The following is a 15,668-nucleotide window of genomic DNA, read 5'->3' on the forward strand; positions in this document are numbered from 1 at the left end:
CCGGGCCGACGCGTCCATTCTGCCCGATGCTCGCGGATCCCTCGCAGCCCGCGGCGTGATCACGGCACCGCACAGCACGCTCTCAGCTTCCTCTATCATTGGGTCACACCACAAGGGTCGGCGCCCCCATATCGGCCCGAGAGGAAGTGCCCCGTGGCCCAGCTGCTCGTACTCAGTTCATCCCCCGATTCCGGGCCCGTCCTGCCCGCCTTGGAGCTTCTCAGCCACCGCGTGAAGCAGATCCCCGCCGCGCCAGCGCAGCTCGTGAACGCTCCGAGCGCCGATGTGATCCTCGTCGACGCCCGCGGCGATCTCGCCAACGCGAAGTCTCTGTGTCGGATCCTCACGACGACGGGTCTCGACGCCCCCCTGATCCTCGTGACGACGGAGGGCGGCCTGACGGCTGTGTCCCCCGAATGGGGCATCGACGACGTCGTCCTCACGGGCGCTGGCCCTGCAGAGGTCGACGCCCGTCTTCGTCTCGCCCTCGGGCGAAAGGACGAAGAGCCCGAGACGACGCGCGTGCAGACCTCGGGCATCTCGATCGACGAGGCATCTTACTCGGCGAAGGTGCGCGGCAAACCGCTCGACCTCACCTACAAAGAGTTCCAGCTCCTGCACTTCTTCGCGACCCACCCCTCGCGCGTGTTCACGCGCGAGCAGCTGCTCAGCGAGGTCTGGGGCTACGACTACTTCGGCGGCACCCGCACGGTCGACGTGCACGTGCGGCGCCTGCGCGCGAAGCTCGGAGACCTGGACCACCTCATCGGCACGGTGCGCAACGTCGGCTACCGGTTCAACGTCGCCGACGAGAGCAAGGCATCGACCCGCGCGGAGACCTCCTCGCCCACCCCGGGCACGCGGCAGACGTCCTGAGCCTCTGCTGACCGTTCACCTCCGCGTCGCATGACGCTGTCAGGATGGAGACCATGACCGACTCCACGATCGTCGACACTGGCCTGGGCGACGCGGAGGACGACGACTTCGACGACCTCATCGAGGTCGACGAATCCGACCTCCCCGACCACCGGTTCTCCGACCGCGAGCTCAGCTGGCTCGCGTTCAACCAGCGCGTGCTCGAACTCGCCGAGGATCCGAACGTGCCGCTGCTCGAGCGAGCGAACTTCCTGGCGATCTTCGCGAGCAACCTCGACGAGTTCTTCATGGTGCGCGTCGCGGGCCTCAAACGACGCATCCTCACCGGTCTGGCGGTGCCGACGAACATCGGCACGACGCCCCACCGCGTACTCGAGGGCATCAGCCGCGAAGCGCATGAGCTGCAGACACGCCACGCGTCCGCCTGGCAGGAGAAGCTGCGTCCGGCCCTTGCCGAAGAAGGGATCGAGTTCGTCAGCTGGGACGACCTCACCGACCTCGAGCGCGCGGGCCTGTACGAGTACTTCCAGCAGCACGTCTTCCCCGTGCTCATGCCTCTTGCCGTGGATCCGGCCCACCCGTTCCCCTATATCTCGGGGCTCTCGCTCAACCTCGCCGTGCGCATCCGCCACTCTCGGACGGGCCGCGAGGAGTTCGCGCGCATCAAGGTGCCTCCCATGCTCCCGCGCGCCGTCCGGGTGCCCGAGAAGGATCCCGAGAGCGACCGTGTTCGCTACCTCACGCTCGAGCGCCTCCTTTCGGAGAACCTGGGCGAGCTCTTCCCCGGGATGGAGATCATCGAACACCACGCGTTCCGCCTCACCCGGAACGAGGACATGGTGATCGAAGAGGATGAGTCGGAGAACCTCATCCAGGCGCTCGAACAGGAGCTTCTCCGGCGCCGATTCGGGCCGCCGATCCGCCTCGAGATCACCGAGGACATGGACGAGGTGACGCTCGGCCTGCTGCTCGACGAGCTCGACATCTCGGAGCAGGAGGTCTACCGCCTCCCCGCTCCGCTCGATCTGCGGGCACTGTTCCAGCTCGGCAAGATCGACCGGCCGGACCTGCGCTACAAGAAGCATGTGCCCGTCACCGCGCTCGCCTTCCAGCCGACCGACACCGACTCGAAGCACGCGAAGGCCGACGTGTTCGCAGCGATCCGCCAGGGCGACGTGCTCGTGCATCACCCGTACGAGTCGTTTGCGACGAGCGTCCAGGCGTTCCTCGAACAGGCGGCACGCGATCCCCAGGTGCTCGCGATCAAGCAGACGCTCTATCGCACCTCGGGCGACAGCCCCGTTGTTCAAGCGCTCATCGACGCGGCCGAGAACGGCAAGCAGGTGCTCGCACTCGTCGAGGTGAAGGCCCGCTTCGACGAGGCGAACAACATCGAATGGGCGCGGATCCTCGAGAAGTCGGGCGTGCACGTCGTGTACGGACTCGTCGGTCTGAAGACGCACTGCAAGATCGCATCGGTCGTGCGCGAGGAGCAGGGCCAGCTGCGCCACTACACGCACGTCGGCACCGGCAACTACAACCCGAAGACGAGCCGGCTGTACGAGGACATGGGCCTTTTCACGTGCGATCCCGTCATCGGGCGCGACGTGACGCGCCTGTTCAACGAGCTCAGCGGCTACGCGATCGAGAAGAAGTTCTCGCGTCTTCTCACGGCGCCCCTGCACCTGCGCAAGGGACTGCTGCGCATGATCGACCGGGAGCGGGAACACGCCGCAGCGGGGCGCCCCGCGCACGTGCGCATCAAGGTCAATTCGATGGTCGACGAAGAGATCATCGACGCCCTCTACCGCGCCTCGATGGCGGGCGCCCAGGTCGATGTCTGGGTGCGCGGCATCTGCAGTCTGCGCGTCGATCTCCCGGGCGTCAGCGACAACATCCGCGTGCGAAGCGTGCTCGGCCGCTATCTCGAGCACTCCCGGATCTTCGCGTTCGAGAACGGCGGATCCCCCGAGGTGTTCATCGGCAGCGCCGACATGATGCACCGCAACCTCGACCGACGCGTCGAGGCCCTCGTCGAGATCACGAAGCCGCAGCACGTCACCGAACTCGTGGAGTTCTTCGACCTCGCGATGGACGACGCCTCGGCGACGTGGCACCTCGGCGAGAACGGCACCTGGACCAGGCATCACGTCGACGCCGAGGGCAAGCCCCTCGTCGACGTGCAGGACAAGACCATGTCGTTGATCCAGCGTCGACGCCGGTCGCGGCAGACGAGGCGCTGAGGGTGGCGGCGAAGACCGGGGCGTCGTTCGCCCGCGCCCGCAACCGCCCCCGTTCGAAGCCGGTCGTCCTCGCCGCCGGCGGGGTGATGTGGCGGTACGTCGAAGGCGAGCTGCAAGTTCTCCTCGTGCACCGCGAGAAGTTCCGCGACTGGTCGTTCCCGAAGGGGAAGGTCGACCCGGGAGAAACGCTCCCCGAGACGGCCGTGCGCGAGCTCGAAGAGGAAACGGGGATCCGCGGGATCCTCGGACCTTCCCTGGGCGACGTGCAATACCACCTGCCGTCGGGACGGGAGAAGCTCGTGCGTTACTGGGCCGTCGAGGCGACGCCCGAGGCCGTGAGCGCATCGACCTTCCGCCCGAACAAGGAGATCGCGGCGCTCGAATGGCTGACGATCGACGCGGCACGTCAGGAGCTCAGCTACCCCGTCGACCACGACGTGCTCCGCGCCTTCGAGCAGCTCGTCGCCGTCGACGGCCTCGGAACCTTCGCGATCGCGCTCATGCGCCACGGCCAAGCCGTGCCTGGCTCGTCGATCGACGGACCCGACAGCGCGCGCCCGCTCACACCGCGCGGCACAGAGCAGGCCCGCGCCGCGGTCAGCCCGCTGCGCGCCTTCGGCATCCAGAAGGTCGTCACGTCGACGGCCGTGCGCTGCCAGGAGACCGTGCTGCCGCTCTCGCAGAAGCTGGGAAGGCGCGCATACGCGGTCGACGCGCTCAGTCAGGCGACGTGGGAGACCGGCGACGATGACGTGGCGCCCGTCGTCGACAAGCGGATCCGCAAGGAGAAGGGAGCCGTGATCTGCTCCCACTCTCCCGTGCTCCCGGCCATCATGGAGGCGGTCGCGCAGGCGACCGGAACGCCATCATCGCGCGAGCTGCGCAATGCGTCGTCGCTGCGCACCGGATCCTTCACCATCGTGCACGTCCGTCGCGGACGGAACGACGAGGGCGTCGTCGCGATCGAAACCCATTCACCGCTCGACGAGCGCGCCCCGGCGAAGTGACGCGGCCGGCGCACCGTAGGATGGTTCGGTGACAAAGCCACGCCTCTTCTCCGGTATGCAGCCCTCGGCCGACTCTCTTCAGATCGGCAACTACATCGGGGCCCTCATGCAGTGGCGCGGCATGCAGGATGACTACGACGCGTTCTTCACGGTCGTCGATCTGCACGCCATCACCGTGCCGCAGGATCCCGCGCGGCTGCGCGAGAAGACCCGGCGCACGGCCGCGCAATACATTGCGGCCGGTGTCGAACCGTCGCGTTCGACGCTGTACGTGCAGTCGCAGGTCCCGGCACACGCCGAGCTGGCGTGGATCCTCTCCACGATCACCGGCTTCGGCGAAGCCAGCCGCATGACGCAGTTCAAGGACAAGTCGCAGCGCTACGGCTCTGACCAGACGAGCGTCGGGCTGTTCACCTATCCGGTGCTGATGGCGGCCGACATCCTGCTCTTCCAGGCCGAGGCCGTCCCGGTCGGCGACGACCAGAAGCAGCACGTGGAACTCACCCGAAACCTCGCCGAGCGCTTCAACTCGCGCTTCGGCGAGACGTTCACGGTGCCCAAGCCCGTGATCCAGGGCGAGACGGCGCGGATCTACGATCTGCAGGAGCCGACGGCGAAGATGTCGAAGTCCGCCGACTCGCAGGCTGGCGTGCTGTATCTGCTCGACGACATCAACGTGACGGCGAAGAAGGTCATGCGCGCCGTGACCGACAGCGAGGGCGTCGTCCGCTACGACCGCGCCGAGAAGCCCGGCGTCTCGAACCTGCTGACGATCTACGCGGCCCTCTCCGGCCGCGAGATCTCGTCGATCGAGGACGAGTACGCGGGCCGTGGCTACGGCGACTTCAAGAAGGGCCTGCGCGACGTGATCGTCGCCGAGTTCGAGCCCGTGCGTGCGCGTGCACTCGAGCTGCTCGAAGACACGGCCGAGCTCGACCGGGTGCTGTCCGCGAACGCGGATCGCGCGTCGGAGGCCGCCGAGGAGACGCTGTCGGCCGTGTACGAGCGGGTCGGACTTCTGCGCCGTGGGTGAACCGGCGTCCCTCACGACGCCCCGCCTGTTCCTTTCTCTTCCGGGTTCCGACGATGTCGACGCGATCTTCGACGCCTGCCAGGATCCGCTGATCCAGCGATACACGACCGTCCCTTCCCCGTACACGCGGGAGGACGCCGAGTCGTTCGTCGGGCTCGTCGCGGAGTGGTGGGAGTCGGGGACGGAGCACGTCTGGGCCATGCGGGCCGGCGACGACCTCGTCGGCGTCGTCGGGCTGCACCGCATCAAAGACGGTGCGGCCGAGCTCGGCTACTGGACCGCGCCGTCCGGGCGCGGACAGGGCTATACGACGGAAGCGGCCCGCGCGGCCGTGAACTTCGCGTTCGGCCCCATGCGGCTCGAACGCCTGGAGTGGCACGCCGTCGTGGGCAACCACGCATCGGCCCGCGTCGCGCAGAAGCTCGGCTTCCAGCTGGAGGGCGTGCGTCGGAAGGGGCTCGACGACGGCGGCCAGCGCGCCGACGGCTGGATCGCCGGCCTGCTGTCAACCGACCCTCGCACCGAGGTCAGCTGGGGGCTGTAGGGCGGGTTCCGCGGATCCCCCCCTGCACAACGACGCCAATTCTGTGCAGACCTGCCCGACGCGCCGGTACCGGCGCCTGCTCGGCGCAGAATTGGCGTCGTTGTGTCGGAGCGTCAGATCAGCTGCATCGACATGACGGTGCGGACGATCCAGTCGTGGCCGTGGTCATCCTCGGTGTGGGTCATGCCCAGCTTCTCGGCGACGCGTCGGGAAGCGATGTTCTCAGGGTGGATGATCGCCGTCAGCTCGGTCGGGGCGAAACGGCGTCGCGCCTCCTCGACGCACGCCCGAGCCGCCTCCGTGGCGTATCCGCGCCCCTGCAGATCCGCGCGCACGTGGTAGCCGACCTCGAGCACGGCCCGGCCGTTCGACCTCTGCCACGTCAGGCCGCAGTCGCCGACGAACTCGCCGTCATGGGTCTCGATGATCCAGAGACCAAAGCCGTGCGTCTCGTAGCGCTCCTGCATACGGCGGATCCACTCGGCAGCCTCGTCCCGAGACTTCGGCGCCGGATAGAACCGCATCACGTCGGCATCACCCAGCAGCGCCGCCATGTCGTCGAGGTCGCCCTCCCCCATCTCGCGGAATCGCAGGCGAGCGGTGTCGAGCGGGGTCCGGCGGTCGAGCGTCATGCGTCCAGCGTATGGGTGCGGGCCGGATGCATAACGACGCCAATTCTGCGCAGGCCACCCGCTCGCACCGGCGTGTCGGCCAAGCTCGCACAGAATTGGCGTCGTTGTGCAGGTTCAGTTCACCGGCGGAGCAGCCCGCGCGCGGCCTCCACGAACACCGAGGGTCGGTCGAACATCATCTTCGCGGTCGGACGAAGCGTGGCGTACCCGCGCGCGGCGGCCGCGAGATCCCGCTCCCGATCACGCTGCTGCATCTCCCACCCGCCGTGGAACTCTCGGCTATCGCACTCGACGATGATCCAGCCGTCGAGCAGCAGATCCACTCGTCCGACCCCTTCGATCTCGACCTGCAGCTCGACCGTCACGCCCAGGGTGCGCGCCGCCAGCCGCGCGAAGGTCTCGGCACCGGCCTCTGCGCGCGGATCGATGAACCGTCGCAGCCGCTGCAGCCGGCGCGGCAGGAGCTCGAACACCTCACCGATCTCCTCGGGAGCGAGCACCCGCTTGTTCAGCGCGCTGTCGAGCGTCGCGATCGCTGCACGAGGATCCTGGCAGAGCACGGCCTGCGCGACCGCAGCCGGGATGCTCGCGATCGCCGAGTCGGCCTCTGCGCCGTCGAACCGCCAGTGCGTGACGACGCGACGGCCGTCGACAGAGAGACGGACCGACCGGGACCGCGGCGAGCGCAGCCAGTGACGTCCCCGTTCGATCTGCACATGCGTTCGCCCGTCGTCTCGTAGGACGAAGACGCTGAGCTCGCGCATGCACGAAACACAGTCGACGCGTCCGCCAACGCGCACGGCAGACTTGACGGCGTCGCTCGCCGATCCCAGCACATAGTTGTCCCGCCTTGCGTGGAAGAGGTGTCCGTCTGTCACGGCGCGCCGAATGGCATCTCGCGTCATGCCTTCCGCGCGCAGTTCCCTGTAGGACGCGACTCGAAAATCGTCACTGGTTGTCGCCATGAGGTGACCCTGCCGAATCCGTGGATCCGGCGCCGCCACGCGCCCGCGGAATCCCGGGGCTGCTGTGGAAAAACTCGGCCGATCGGCGATTGTGAGCACGCTGATCGACCGCCCTACGCCCATCGGCCTCCGCCGGGTCGGCCCCGCCAGCCCAAGTCACGGCGTCCCCGAATGCACAACGACGCCAATTCTCGACCTGCACCCCTGCAGAAACCGGATTCTGCGCACTTCCGCACAGAATTGGCGTCGTTGTGCATTTCGCCCCGCGCGGTGGCGGGCAGAAGTCAGGCCTCGGCGGCGCAGCCTCGGATTGCCGGGAATAAGCCCGCGGTCTCGGCGTTAGACTGTGTGCCACACGTGCTCCGGGGTCGGTGAGAATCCGAACCGGCGGTAGAGTCCGCGACCCCCTCCGATGAGGGGTTGATCCGGTGAGATTCCGGAACCGACGGTGATGCAGGTTCTGCCTGCGAGTCCGGATGGAAGGCAGCACGGCAGGCCCGATGGGCCTGTTCCGTGATCCCCGGCGCCCTGACCGAAGGGATCCGGATGGCCACGGACGCCGAGATCGCCGCGATGCGCCACGCTCTGGAGCTCGCCGCGCGAGGCCGCCGCAGCCGCAATCCGCAGGTCGGGGCCGTCATCCTCGCCCCGACGGGTCGCGTCATCGCCGAGGGCTGGCACCACGGAGCCGGTACCGCCCACGCCGAGGTCGACGCACTCTCCCACCTCGGCGCCGACGGGGCGCGCGGCGCGACGGCCGTCGTAACGCTCGAGCCGTGCAATCACCGCGGTCGCACCGGACCGTGCGCCGAGGCGCTCATCTCGGCGGGAGTCGCGCGCGTCGTCTACGCGATGGACGACCCCGGCGAGCACGAGGGTGGCGGGGCATCGCGCCTGCGCGCGGCCGGGATCGACGTCGAAGGCGGCGTCCTCCAGGACGACGCCCGCGCGTTCCTGGACACCTGGCTCACGACCCGACGGCTGGGGCGCCCGCACGTCACGGTCAAGTGGGCGCAGAGCCTCGACGGCCGCGCCGCCGCGGCTGACGGAACGAGCCAGTGGATCACAGGATCCGCTGCGCGCGCCGACGTGCATCGTCGCCGTTCCGAGGCTGACGCGATCGTCGTCGGCACCGGCACGCTCCACGCCGACGATCCGGCTCTTACTGCGCGCGACGGCGACGCGCTGTTCCCGAACCAGCCCGTCCCCGTCGTCATCGGCGCGCGGGAGGTTCCCGACGACGCCCGGATCCGCCGCCACCCGCACGCTCCGCTCGCGTATCCGACCCGCGATCTCGACGCCGTGCTCGACGATCTCACCGAGCGCGGCCTGCATCGAGTGTTCGTCGAGGGCGGTCCGACTCTCGCGAGCGCGTTCATCGCGCGCGGGCTCGCCGATCGCGTGCTCGCCTACGTCGCGCCCACGCTGCTCGGTGGCCCCCGCACGGCGCTGACCGAGATCGGCGTCGACACGATCGCAGACCAACGACTCCTTTCCCTCGAGGCTGTCGAGCGTCTCGGCGACGATCTCCTCCTGATCGCGGTGCCGCGGACAGCCGGTTCGTCCCTTCCCTCGGCGTCCGCCGAAGCCACGGGACTGCACACCCACGACTCGACCCAGGCACCCCGCGGCGCGCACACGACCCACGACTCGGCCCAGGCACCGAACGACGAACACGCCGCCCTCGACTCGACCCAGGCACCGAGCAACGGACACACCACCCACGACACGGCCCAGGCACCGAACGACGAACACGCGGCGCGCACTCGTGCCCAGCCACCCCGCGAAGAACACGCCGCCCACCATCCACCCCAGCAACCAAGCGAGCGCGGCGGCGCCCACACCCCCGGCCAGCCCTCCGCGGCGCACGACGGAATCGCCCGTATGCGCGCCGCGCACCACACGTCCGCAGAAGGAGCAAGCAGCTGATGTTCACGGGAATCATCGAGGAGATCGGCCTGATCACGGCCGTCGAGCCGTCGGGCGACGGCGTGCGCCTCACCATCCACGCGCCGACGGCCGTCGAGGGAGTGGGACACGGTGACTCGATCTCGATCGGCGGCGTGTGCCTCACCGTCGTCGATTGGACGGACGACGGCTTCACCGCGGATGTGATGAAGCAGACGCTCGACATGTCGACGCTGTCCGGCGCCGAACCGGGGACACGGGTGAACGTCGAGCGCGCGCTCGCATCGGGCGGGCGCCTCGGCGGCCACATTGTGCAGGGACACATCGACGGCACGGGCACCGTGATCGACGTGCGCCCGGGCGACGAATGGCAGGTCGTACGCGTGGAGATCCCCGCGCATCTCGCCCGGCTCGTCGTCGACAAGGGATCCGTCACACTCGACGGAACCTCCCTCACGGTGAGCGCGGTGAGCGCGCCTGCCGCCGAGACCTCCTGGCTCGAGGTCTCCCTCATCCCCGAGACCCTGCGGGCGACGACGTTCGGCGACCGCCGCGTCGGCGACCGCCTCAACGTCGAGACCGACATCCTCGCCCGCCACGTCGAGCGCCTGACGGCGTTCGCCGCTGTCCCCGCTTCCGAAGGATCCACGCGATGACCGACCCCGCCCTCTCCCCCCTGTCGACGATCGACGAGGCGATCGCCGCGCTGCGCGCCGGACGCCCCGTGCTCGTCGCGGACGACGAGAACCGCGAGAACGAGGGCGACGTGATCCTCTCGGCTCAGCTCGCGACGCCCGAACAGATCGCTTGGATGGTGCGATACACCTCCGGCTACCTGTGCGCGCCGATGCCCCACGAGTGGGCCGATCGCCTCGATCTGCCGCCCATGGTGGCGCGGAACGAGGACGCGCGAGGCACCGCGTACACGGTCTCGGTCGACGCGGCCGACGGCGTGACGACCGGGATCAGCGCGCACGATCGAGCGCGCACCCTCAACGTGCTCGCGGATCCTGATGCCACGGCCGCGAGCGTGATCCGACCCGGTCACATCCTCCCGCTGCGGGCGATGCCGGGCGGCGTGCGCGAGCGCGCCGGCCACACCGAGGCCGCCGTCGATCTCATGCGCCTCGCCGGGCTCGCGCCGGTCGGCGTCATCGGCGAGGTCATCGCCGCCGACGGCGACATGATGCGGCTTCCCGGTCTTCTCGAGATGGGCCGCGACGAGAACGTGCCCGTCGTGACGATCGAGCAGCTCGCCGCGCACCTGGATGCGGCAGATCCGCAGGCGCCTTCCCCGCAGGCGCCGGCGACGCGCGCGGTGAGTCTGCGCGCCGACACCACCGTTCCGACGCGGCACGGCGATATGCGTTTCCTCGCCTACCGCGACCGCGTCACGGGAACCGACCACCTGGCGATCGTCTCGGGGGATCTCTCCGATGACGCACCGCTCGTGCGCGTGCACTCGGAATGCCTGACGGGCGAAGCCCTCGGATCTCTGAAGTGCGAGTGCGGCCCGCAGCTCGATGCGGCGCTCGAGACGATCGCGCAGCGCGGAGGCATCGTGATCTACATGCGCGGTCACGAGGGCCGTGGAATCGGCCTCATCAACAAGCTGCGCGCCTACGCGCTGCAGGAACGCGGTTTCGACACGCTCGACGCGAACACCGAGCTCGGCCTTCCCGCGGATGCCCGCGACTACGCGGCGGCGGCTTCGATCCTCGCGGATCTCGGCGTCGATCAGCTGCGCCTGCTGACGAACAACACCGACAAGGTCGCGCAGCTGCGCGGATTCGGGATCGACGTCGCCGAGCAGGTGCCGCTGATCGTGGGCGTCGGCCCGAACAACCACCAGTATCTGGAGACCAAGCGCGACCGCATGGGGCACATCATCGGCGAGACCGAGCTGCAGGATGCCGTCGCGCGTATGCACGAGGGAGCGTAGAACGTGGCCGGTACGGGACAGCCCCAGCAGGGCGGAATCGATGCGACGGGGATCCGCGTCGTCGTTGTGGCGGGAACGTGGCACGCGCGCATCTCCGATGCGCTGCTCGCGGGATCCGAGCGCATGCTCGAGGAGGCGAACGCCGACTACCGCGTCGTGCGCGTGGCGGGCGCCTTCGAGCTCGCGGTCGTGGCGCAGCGCGCCCTCGCCGAGGGGGCCGATGCGGTCGTGACGCTGGGCGTCATCATCCGCGGCGGCACGCCGCACTTCGAGTACATCGCGTCCGCGACGACGGATGGGCTCACGCGCGTCGCCCTCGACGCCGGCAAGCCGGTCGGGTTCGGCGTGCTCACGATCGATGACGAGCAGCAGGGCCTCGACCGCGCAGGACTCGAAGGATCGAAGGAAGACAAGGGCTTCGAGGCGGCCGACGCCGCAGTGCGAGCGGTACTCGCGCTCCGCGATCTTTCTACGTAGAGTAGAAGTTATGGAGATCCTGCGCAGCATCGTCCTCGTCATCCACCTCATCGGATTCGCCACCCTGTTCGGTGCCTGGCTCGTCGAGGCGACGAGCGGTCGCCGAGAGATCACCAAGCTGATGAACTGGGGCCTTGCGATCGCCCTCGTGGCGGGGGTCGCGCTCGCGGCACCGTGGGGCATCGACGGCGAGCTGAACTACGCGAAGATCAGCGTGAAGCTCATCGTGGTCATCGCGGTCGGCGCACTGCTCGGCATCGGCGCGGGTCGCCAGAAGCGCAAGGGTTCCGCGCCGGGCGCGATCTTCTGGCCCATCGGGGTCCTCACACTGCTCAACGCGAGCATCGCCGTCCTGTGGTGACGATGACTGAAGAAGCCATGCGCTGATCAGACTGCTCAGCTGCAGCATCCCACGGCGCCCTTCCTCAACGCACGATCGCGTGCGAGGTGGGGCGCCGTGGGCGTTCTGCGCAATCTGTGCGGTATCGTTGTCGTTCGCGCGCCGATGCTCTCGTCGGCGCGTTCGGCGATTCTGCGGCCTCTCGACCGCATCGCCCCTTCCTCGGCCCTGACAGGCCGATCTCCCCGCGACACGACACAGGTATGGCATGACGACCACGACGACTCCGGCTGCGCCACAGGCGCGCCAGGCCCCCCTCAACTCACGCTCCCGCGTCATCACCGCGAGCCTCGTCGGCACGACGATCGAGTTCTACGACTTCTACGCGTATGCGACCGCGGCGGCGCTCGTCTTCCCGGTGCTGTTCTTCCCGACCGGCAACGACACGACCTCGCTCCTCGCCTCGTTCGGCGTCTTCGGCGCCGCTATGGTCGCCCGCCCCATCGGGGCCGTCGTCTTCGGCCACTTCGGCGACAAGTTCGGCCGCAAGGGAACCCTCGTCGCATCGCTGCTCACGATGGGCATCGCGACATTCGTCATCGGACTCCTGCCGACGCACAACGAGATCGGCGCCTGGGCGGCCCTGCTGCTGCTCATCTGCCGACTGGCTCAGGGCTTCGCCCTGGGTGGGGAATGGTCGGGCGCGGCGCTCGTCGCCACCGAGAACGCGCCGGAAGGCAAGCGTGCGCTGTACGGCACCTTCCCGCAGCTGGGCGCCCCCATCGGGTTCATCATCGCGAACGCGCTCTTCCTCGTCATCAACTTCGGCCTGCCCGGCGAGGACGGCGCGGCCAGCGAGGCGTTCCTCTCGTGGGGGTGGCGGATCCCGTTCCTGTTCTCTGCCGTCATGGTGATCATCGGCCTGTGGGTGCGCCTCAAGCTCGTTGAGTCCGACGCCTTCCAGAAGGCGGAACGCCGCGGCGACATCAAGAAGGCTCCGATCGGCTTCGTTTTCCAGAAGCACTGGCGCCGGCTGATCCTCGGCACGTTCATCATGCTCGCGACGTACGTGCTGTTCTACCTGATGACGAGCTTCGCCCTGTCATTCAGCACGACGCCTGCCGACGCCGACACGCCCGGCCTGGGCTTCGGCCGCACCGACTTCGTGCTCATGCAGATCATCGGCGTCGTGTTCTTCGGCATCTTCACGCTCATCTCGGGGCCCCTTGCCGACGCGATCGGGCGTCGCCGGCTGCTCATCTGGGTCACGAGCGCGATCATCGTCTTCGGCGTGATCTACACCGTGTTCCTCACGCCGCGCGACAGCGAGATGTTCACGGGTGCGCTCGTGCAGGCGTTCCTCGTGTTCGGCTTCCTGCTCATGGGCCTGTCGTTCGGGCCGATGGGGGCCCTGCTGCCCGAGCTGTTCCCGACCAATGTGCGCTACACCGGATCGGCGGTGTCGTACAACGTCTCGTCGATCCTCGGCGCAGCTCTCGCACCGATCATCGCCGTGTGGCTGTGGGACCTCGGCAACGGCAGCCCGTGGCTCGTCGGCCTCTATCTCGCAGGCGCGGGGGTGCTCACGCTCGTCGCGCTGGCCCTCAGCTCGGAGACGAAGGACACCGACATCGACGCCGAGTGACGCGCGATACTCGGCGCCCGACCTCATGCGAGGTCGGGCGCCGAGTTGTCTGCGCGCGTTCTCGGGGAACGGGGGAAGAATAGAGACGATGTCCGATTCACGCCGCCGCTCCCCCTTCGCGCGCCCCCGGAACGACGATGGCCCACGCGCCTCGTTCCGCCAGCTGCTGCCGTACATCTTCGAGAATCGCGGCGTGATCGTGCTCGTCGCGATCCTGTCGGTCGTCGGCGCCCTATTCACGCTCGTCCAGCCGCTCGTGATCGGCCAGGTGATCGAACGCGTGCAGGCGCAGGATCCGCTCGGCTGGCTCGTCTGGGGGCTCGTCGCGTTCGTCGTCATCTCGTCGATCGTGAGCGCCTACCAGCACTACCTGCTCCAGCGCACGGGCACGGCCGTCGTCTATTCCAGCCGGCGGCAGCTGATCCGCCGGATCCTGCATCTGCCGATCAGCGAGTTCGATGCGCGCCGCACGGGCGACCTCGTCAGCCGCGTCGGCACCGACACGACGATGCTGTACGCCGTTCTCACCCAGGGCCTCGCGGACAGCGTCGGCAACGTCCTGATCTTCCTCGGCGCCCTCATCGCGATGCTCGTCATCGATCCGATCCTGCTCCTGACGATCATCGGCGTCCTCGCACTCGCCGTCGTCGCCGTCCTCGCGCTCTCGGGACGGATCCGCTCCGCGACTGCCCGCCAGCAGACGCGCGTCGGTGAGCTCGCGAGCGGCGTCGAACGCGTGATCGGATCCATCCGCACCGTGCGCGCCGCCGGAGCGACGGATCGGGAAGAGCGGGAGGTCGCAGGCAAAGCCGGCGACGCCTTCCGCGCGGGTCTCGACGTCGCCCGGGCATCGGCGCTCGTCGTGCCGGTCGCGGGGGTCGCGGTGCAGGTGTCGCTGCTCGTCGTGCTCGGCGTCGGCGGCATGCGCGTCGCGACGGACGCCGTGTCGGTCGCATCGCTCGTGACGTTTGCGATGTTCCTGTTCCTCATGATCATGCCGCTCGCCTCCGCATTCGGGGCCCTCACAAGCGTCGGGCAGGCGCTCGGCGCACTCGGACGGATCCAGGAGATCCTCGACCTGCCCGAGGAAGACGCGGAAGACACGGCCCGCGGCAACACAACGCAGTCGATCCGCGTGCCGGACGCGCCCGAAGGCAGCGTGTCGGACTCGCCCGACCCGAAATCGACTGCGTTGTGTTCGGGTACCCCCGCCATCGCGTTCGAGAACGTGCGATTCCGGTACCCCGAGAACGTCGTCGAGGCCCGCCAGAAGGCCAGCCGGGAGGTGCGTGAGTCGGCGGGCGATGCCCACCTGGACGCCGAGATCGACGATGCGTCGAGTTCCGAAGACGTTCTGAAGGGGGTGAACTTCGAGGTTCCTGTCGGCTCCCGCGTCGCCCTCGTCGGCCCGTCGGGCGCGGGAAAGTCGACGATCCTCTCCCTCATCGAGCGCTTCTACGACGCGACGGACGGCGCGATCCGCCTGCACGGCCGGGATATCCGCGACCTCCCCCGCGACGCTCTGCGCGCGCAGTTCGGCTACGTCGAGCAGGATGCGCCGACCCTCGCGGGTTCCCTCGCCGACAATCTGCGCCTCGCCTCTCCCGACGCCTCCGACGAGGACTGCGACCGGGCGCTGCGCGCCGTGAACCTCGGCCACGTCGTCGACCGCTCCCCGGCGGGGATCGATACCCCCGTCGGCGAGGACGGCGTCATGCTGTCCGGCGGCGAGCGCCAGCGACTCGCGATCGCGCGTGCTCTGCTCTCGGCGCCGCCGATCCTCCTCCTCGATGAGTCGACGTCGTCGCTCGACGGTGTGAACGAGCGGCGTATGCGCGAGGCGATCGACGCCGTCGCCGCGGGCCGCACGCTCATCGTCATCGCCCACCGCCTGTCGACGGTCGTCGACAGCGACCGGATCATCGTCCTCGACCACGGAAACGTCATCGGCCAGGGGACGCACACGGAACTCGTCGAGAGCACTCCCCTCTACCGCGAGCTCGCGCAGCACCAGCTGCTCGTGTAGCGGGTTTCCGCGTGCTGCCACGCGGCCCGT

General features: G+C 68.8%; 13 protein-coding genes, 1 pseudogene and 1 riboswitch. Of the genes and pseudogenes, 12 read left to right on the forward strand and 2 right to left on the reverse strand.

What is annotated here, in order from left to right:
- Positions 1 to 153 precede the first annotated feature (153 nt).
- From C0012_RS03195 to C0012_RS03215, 5 genes are read left to right on the forward strand one after another with little or no spacing between them, the layout of a single operon-like run.
- On the forward strand, positions 154 to 876 hold the full coding sequence (locus C0012_RS03195) for a winged helix-turn-helix domain-containing protein (RefSeq protein WP_110588230.1): 723 nt from the start codon (positions 154 to 156) through the stop codon (positions 874 to 876).
- 53 nt (positions 877 to 929) lie between these two features.
- Positions 930 to 3,119, forward strand: coding sequence for an RNA degradosome polyphosphate kinase (locus C0012_RS03200; RefSeq protein ID WP_110588229.1), 2,190 nt, complete (start codon positions 930 to 932; stop codon positions 3,117 to 3,119).
- Positions 3,120 to 3,121: 2 nt separating this feature from the next.
- Complete coding sequence (locus C0012_RS03205) at positions 3,122 to 4,126, forward strand: NUDIX hydrolase (protein WP_232527758.1); 1,005 nt, start codon at positions 3,122 to 3,124, stop codon at positions 4,124 to 4,126.
- A gap of 28 nt (positions 4,127 to 4,154) precedes the next feature.
- The gene (trpS, locus tag C0012_RS03210) at positions 4,155 to 5,159 is read left to right on the forward strand and encodes a tryptophan--tRNA ligase (protein ID WP_110588228.1); all 1,005 of its coding nucleotides are present in this window, start codon (positions 4,155 to 4,157) and stop codon (positions 5,157 to 5,159) included.
- Positions 5,152 to 5,703, forward strand: coding sequence for a GNAT family N-acetyltransferase (locus C0012_RS03215; protein ID WP_110588227.1), 552 nt, complete (start codon positions 5,152 to 5,154; stop codon positions 5,701 to 5,703). The genes trpS and C0012_RS03215 overlap by 8 nt, the downstream gene beginning before the upstream one ends.
- A gap of 113 nt (positions 5,704 to 5,816) precedes the next feature.
- Here C0012_RS03215 and C0012_RS03220 read toward each other — a convergent pair whose 3' ends face one another.
- Together C0012_RS03220 and C0012_RS03225 are read right to left on the reverse strand one after the other, a co-directional pair.
- Positions 5,817 to 6,335: a GNAT family N-acetyltransferase gene (locus tag C0012_RS03220; RefSeq protein WP_110588226.1), complete on the reverse strand. Its 519-nt coding sequence runs from the start codon at positions 6,333 to 6,335 to the stop codon at positions 5,817 to 5,819.
- A gap of 119 nt (positions 6,336 to 6,454) precedes the next feature.
- Positions 6,455 to 7,099, reverse strand: a complete 645-nt coding sequence (locus C0012_RS03225; protein ID WP_162621780.1) for a hypothetical protein — start codon at positions 7,097 to 7,099, stop codon at positions 6,455 to 6,457.
- Between the two features lie 554 nt (positions 7,100 to 7,653).
- Positions 7,654 to 7,794, forward strand: a riboswitch (FMN riboswitch).
- Between the two features lie 52 nt (positions 7,795 to 7,846).
- On the opposite strand from C0012_RS03225, the pseudogene ribD reads away from it, so the two are divergent.
- The 7 genes and pseudogenes from ribD to C0012_RS03260 all read left to right on the forward strand — a co-directional run.
- Positions 7,847 to 8,851 (forward strand): annotated as a pseudogene (gene ribD / locus C0012_RS03230) (bifunctional diaminohydroxyphosphoribosylaminopyrimidine deaminase/5-amino-6-(5-phosphoribosylamino)uracil reductase RibD); the annotation flags it as partial.
- Positions 8,852 to 9,228: 377 nt separating this feature from the next.
- Positions 9,229 to 9,864: a riboflavin synthase gene (locus tag C0012_RS03235; protein ID WP_110588224.1), complete on the forward strand. Its 636-nt coding sequence runs from the start codon at positions 9,229 to 9,231 to the stop codon at positions 9,862 to 9,864.
- Entirely contained in the window at positions 9,861 to 11,150 is a 1,290-nt protein-coding gene (ribA, locus tag C0012_RS03240; RefSeq protein WP_110588223.1) for a GTP cyclohydrolase II, read from the forward strand. Before C0012_RS03235 ends, ribA begins: the two co-directional genes overlap by 4 nt.
- A gap of 3 nt (positions 11,151 to 11,153) precedes the next feature.
- Entirely contained in the window at positions 11,154 to 11,627 is a 474-nt protein-coding gene (ribH, locus tag C0012_RS03245) for a 6,7-dimethyl-8-ribityllumazine synthase (protein ID WP_110588222.1), read from the forward strand.
- A 10-nt stretch (positions 11,628 to 11,637) separates the two neighbouring features.
- Positions 11,638 to 11,988, forward strand: a complete 351-nt coding sequence (locus C0012_RS03250; protein ID WP_110588221.1) for a Fe-S protein — start codon at positions 11,638 to 11,640, stop codon at positions 11,986 to 11,988.
- A gap of 247 nt (positions 11,989 to 12,235) precedes the next feature.
- On the forward strand, positions 12,236 to 13,612 hold the full coding sequence (locus tag C0012_RS03255; protein ID WP_110588220.1) for an MFS transporter: 1,377 nt from the start codon (positions 12,236 to 12,238) through the stop codon (positions 13,610 to 13,612).
- An 88-nt stretch (positions 13,613 to 13,700) separates the two neighbouring features.
- Entirely contained in the window at positions 13,701 to 15,638 is a 1,938-nt protein-coding gene (locus C0012_RS03260; RefSeq protein WP_198411048.1) for an ABC transporter ATP-binding protein, read from the forward strand.
- Positions 15,639 to 15,668 lie beyond the last annotated feature (30 nt).

Origin of the sequence: Microbacterium suaedae, assembly GCF_003254645.1 — a bacterium.
GTDB lineage: Bacteria > Actinomycetota > Actinomycetes > Actinomycetales > Microbacteriaceae > Microbacterium > Microbacterium suaedae.

Coding starts and splice junctions, on each gene's coding strand:
- ribA (WP_110588223.1), top strand. CDS start 9,861: ATGACCGACCCCGCCCTCTCCCCCCTGTCGACGATCGACGAGGCGATC.
- C0012_RS03200 (WP_110588229.1), top strand. CDS start 930: ATGACCGACTCCACGATCGTCGACACTGGCCTGGGCGACGCGGAGGAC.
- C0012_RS03220 (WP_110588226.1), bottom strand. CDS start 6,335: ATGACGCTCGACCGCCGGACCCCGCTCGACACCGCTCGCCTGCGATTC.
- C0012_RS03235 (WP_110588224.1), top strand. CDS start 9,229: ATGTTCACGGGAATCATCGAGGAGATCGGCCTGATCACGGCCGTCGAG.
- C0012_RS03250 (WP_110588221.1), top strand. CDS start 11,638: ATGGAGATCCTGCGCAGCATCGTCCTCGTCATCCACCTCATCGGATTC.
- C0012_RS03255 (WP_110588220.1), top strand. CDS start 12,236: ATGACGACCACGACGACTCCGGCTGCGCCACAGGCGCGCCAGGCCCCC.
- C0012_RS03260 (WP_198411048.1), top strand. CDS start 13,701: ATGTCCGATTCACGCCGCCGCTCCCCCTTCGCGCGCCCCCGGAACGAC.
- C0012_RS03225 (WP_162621780.1), bottom strand. CDS start 7,099: ATGCGCGAGCTCAGCGTCTTCGTCCTACGAGACGACGGGCGAACGCAT.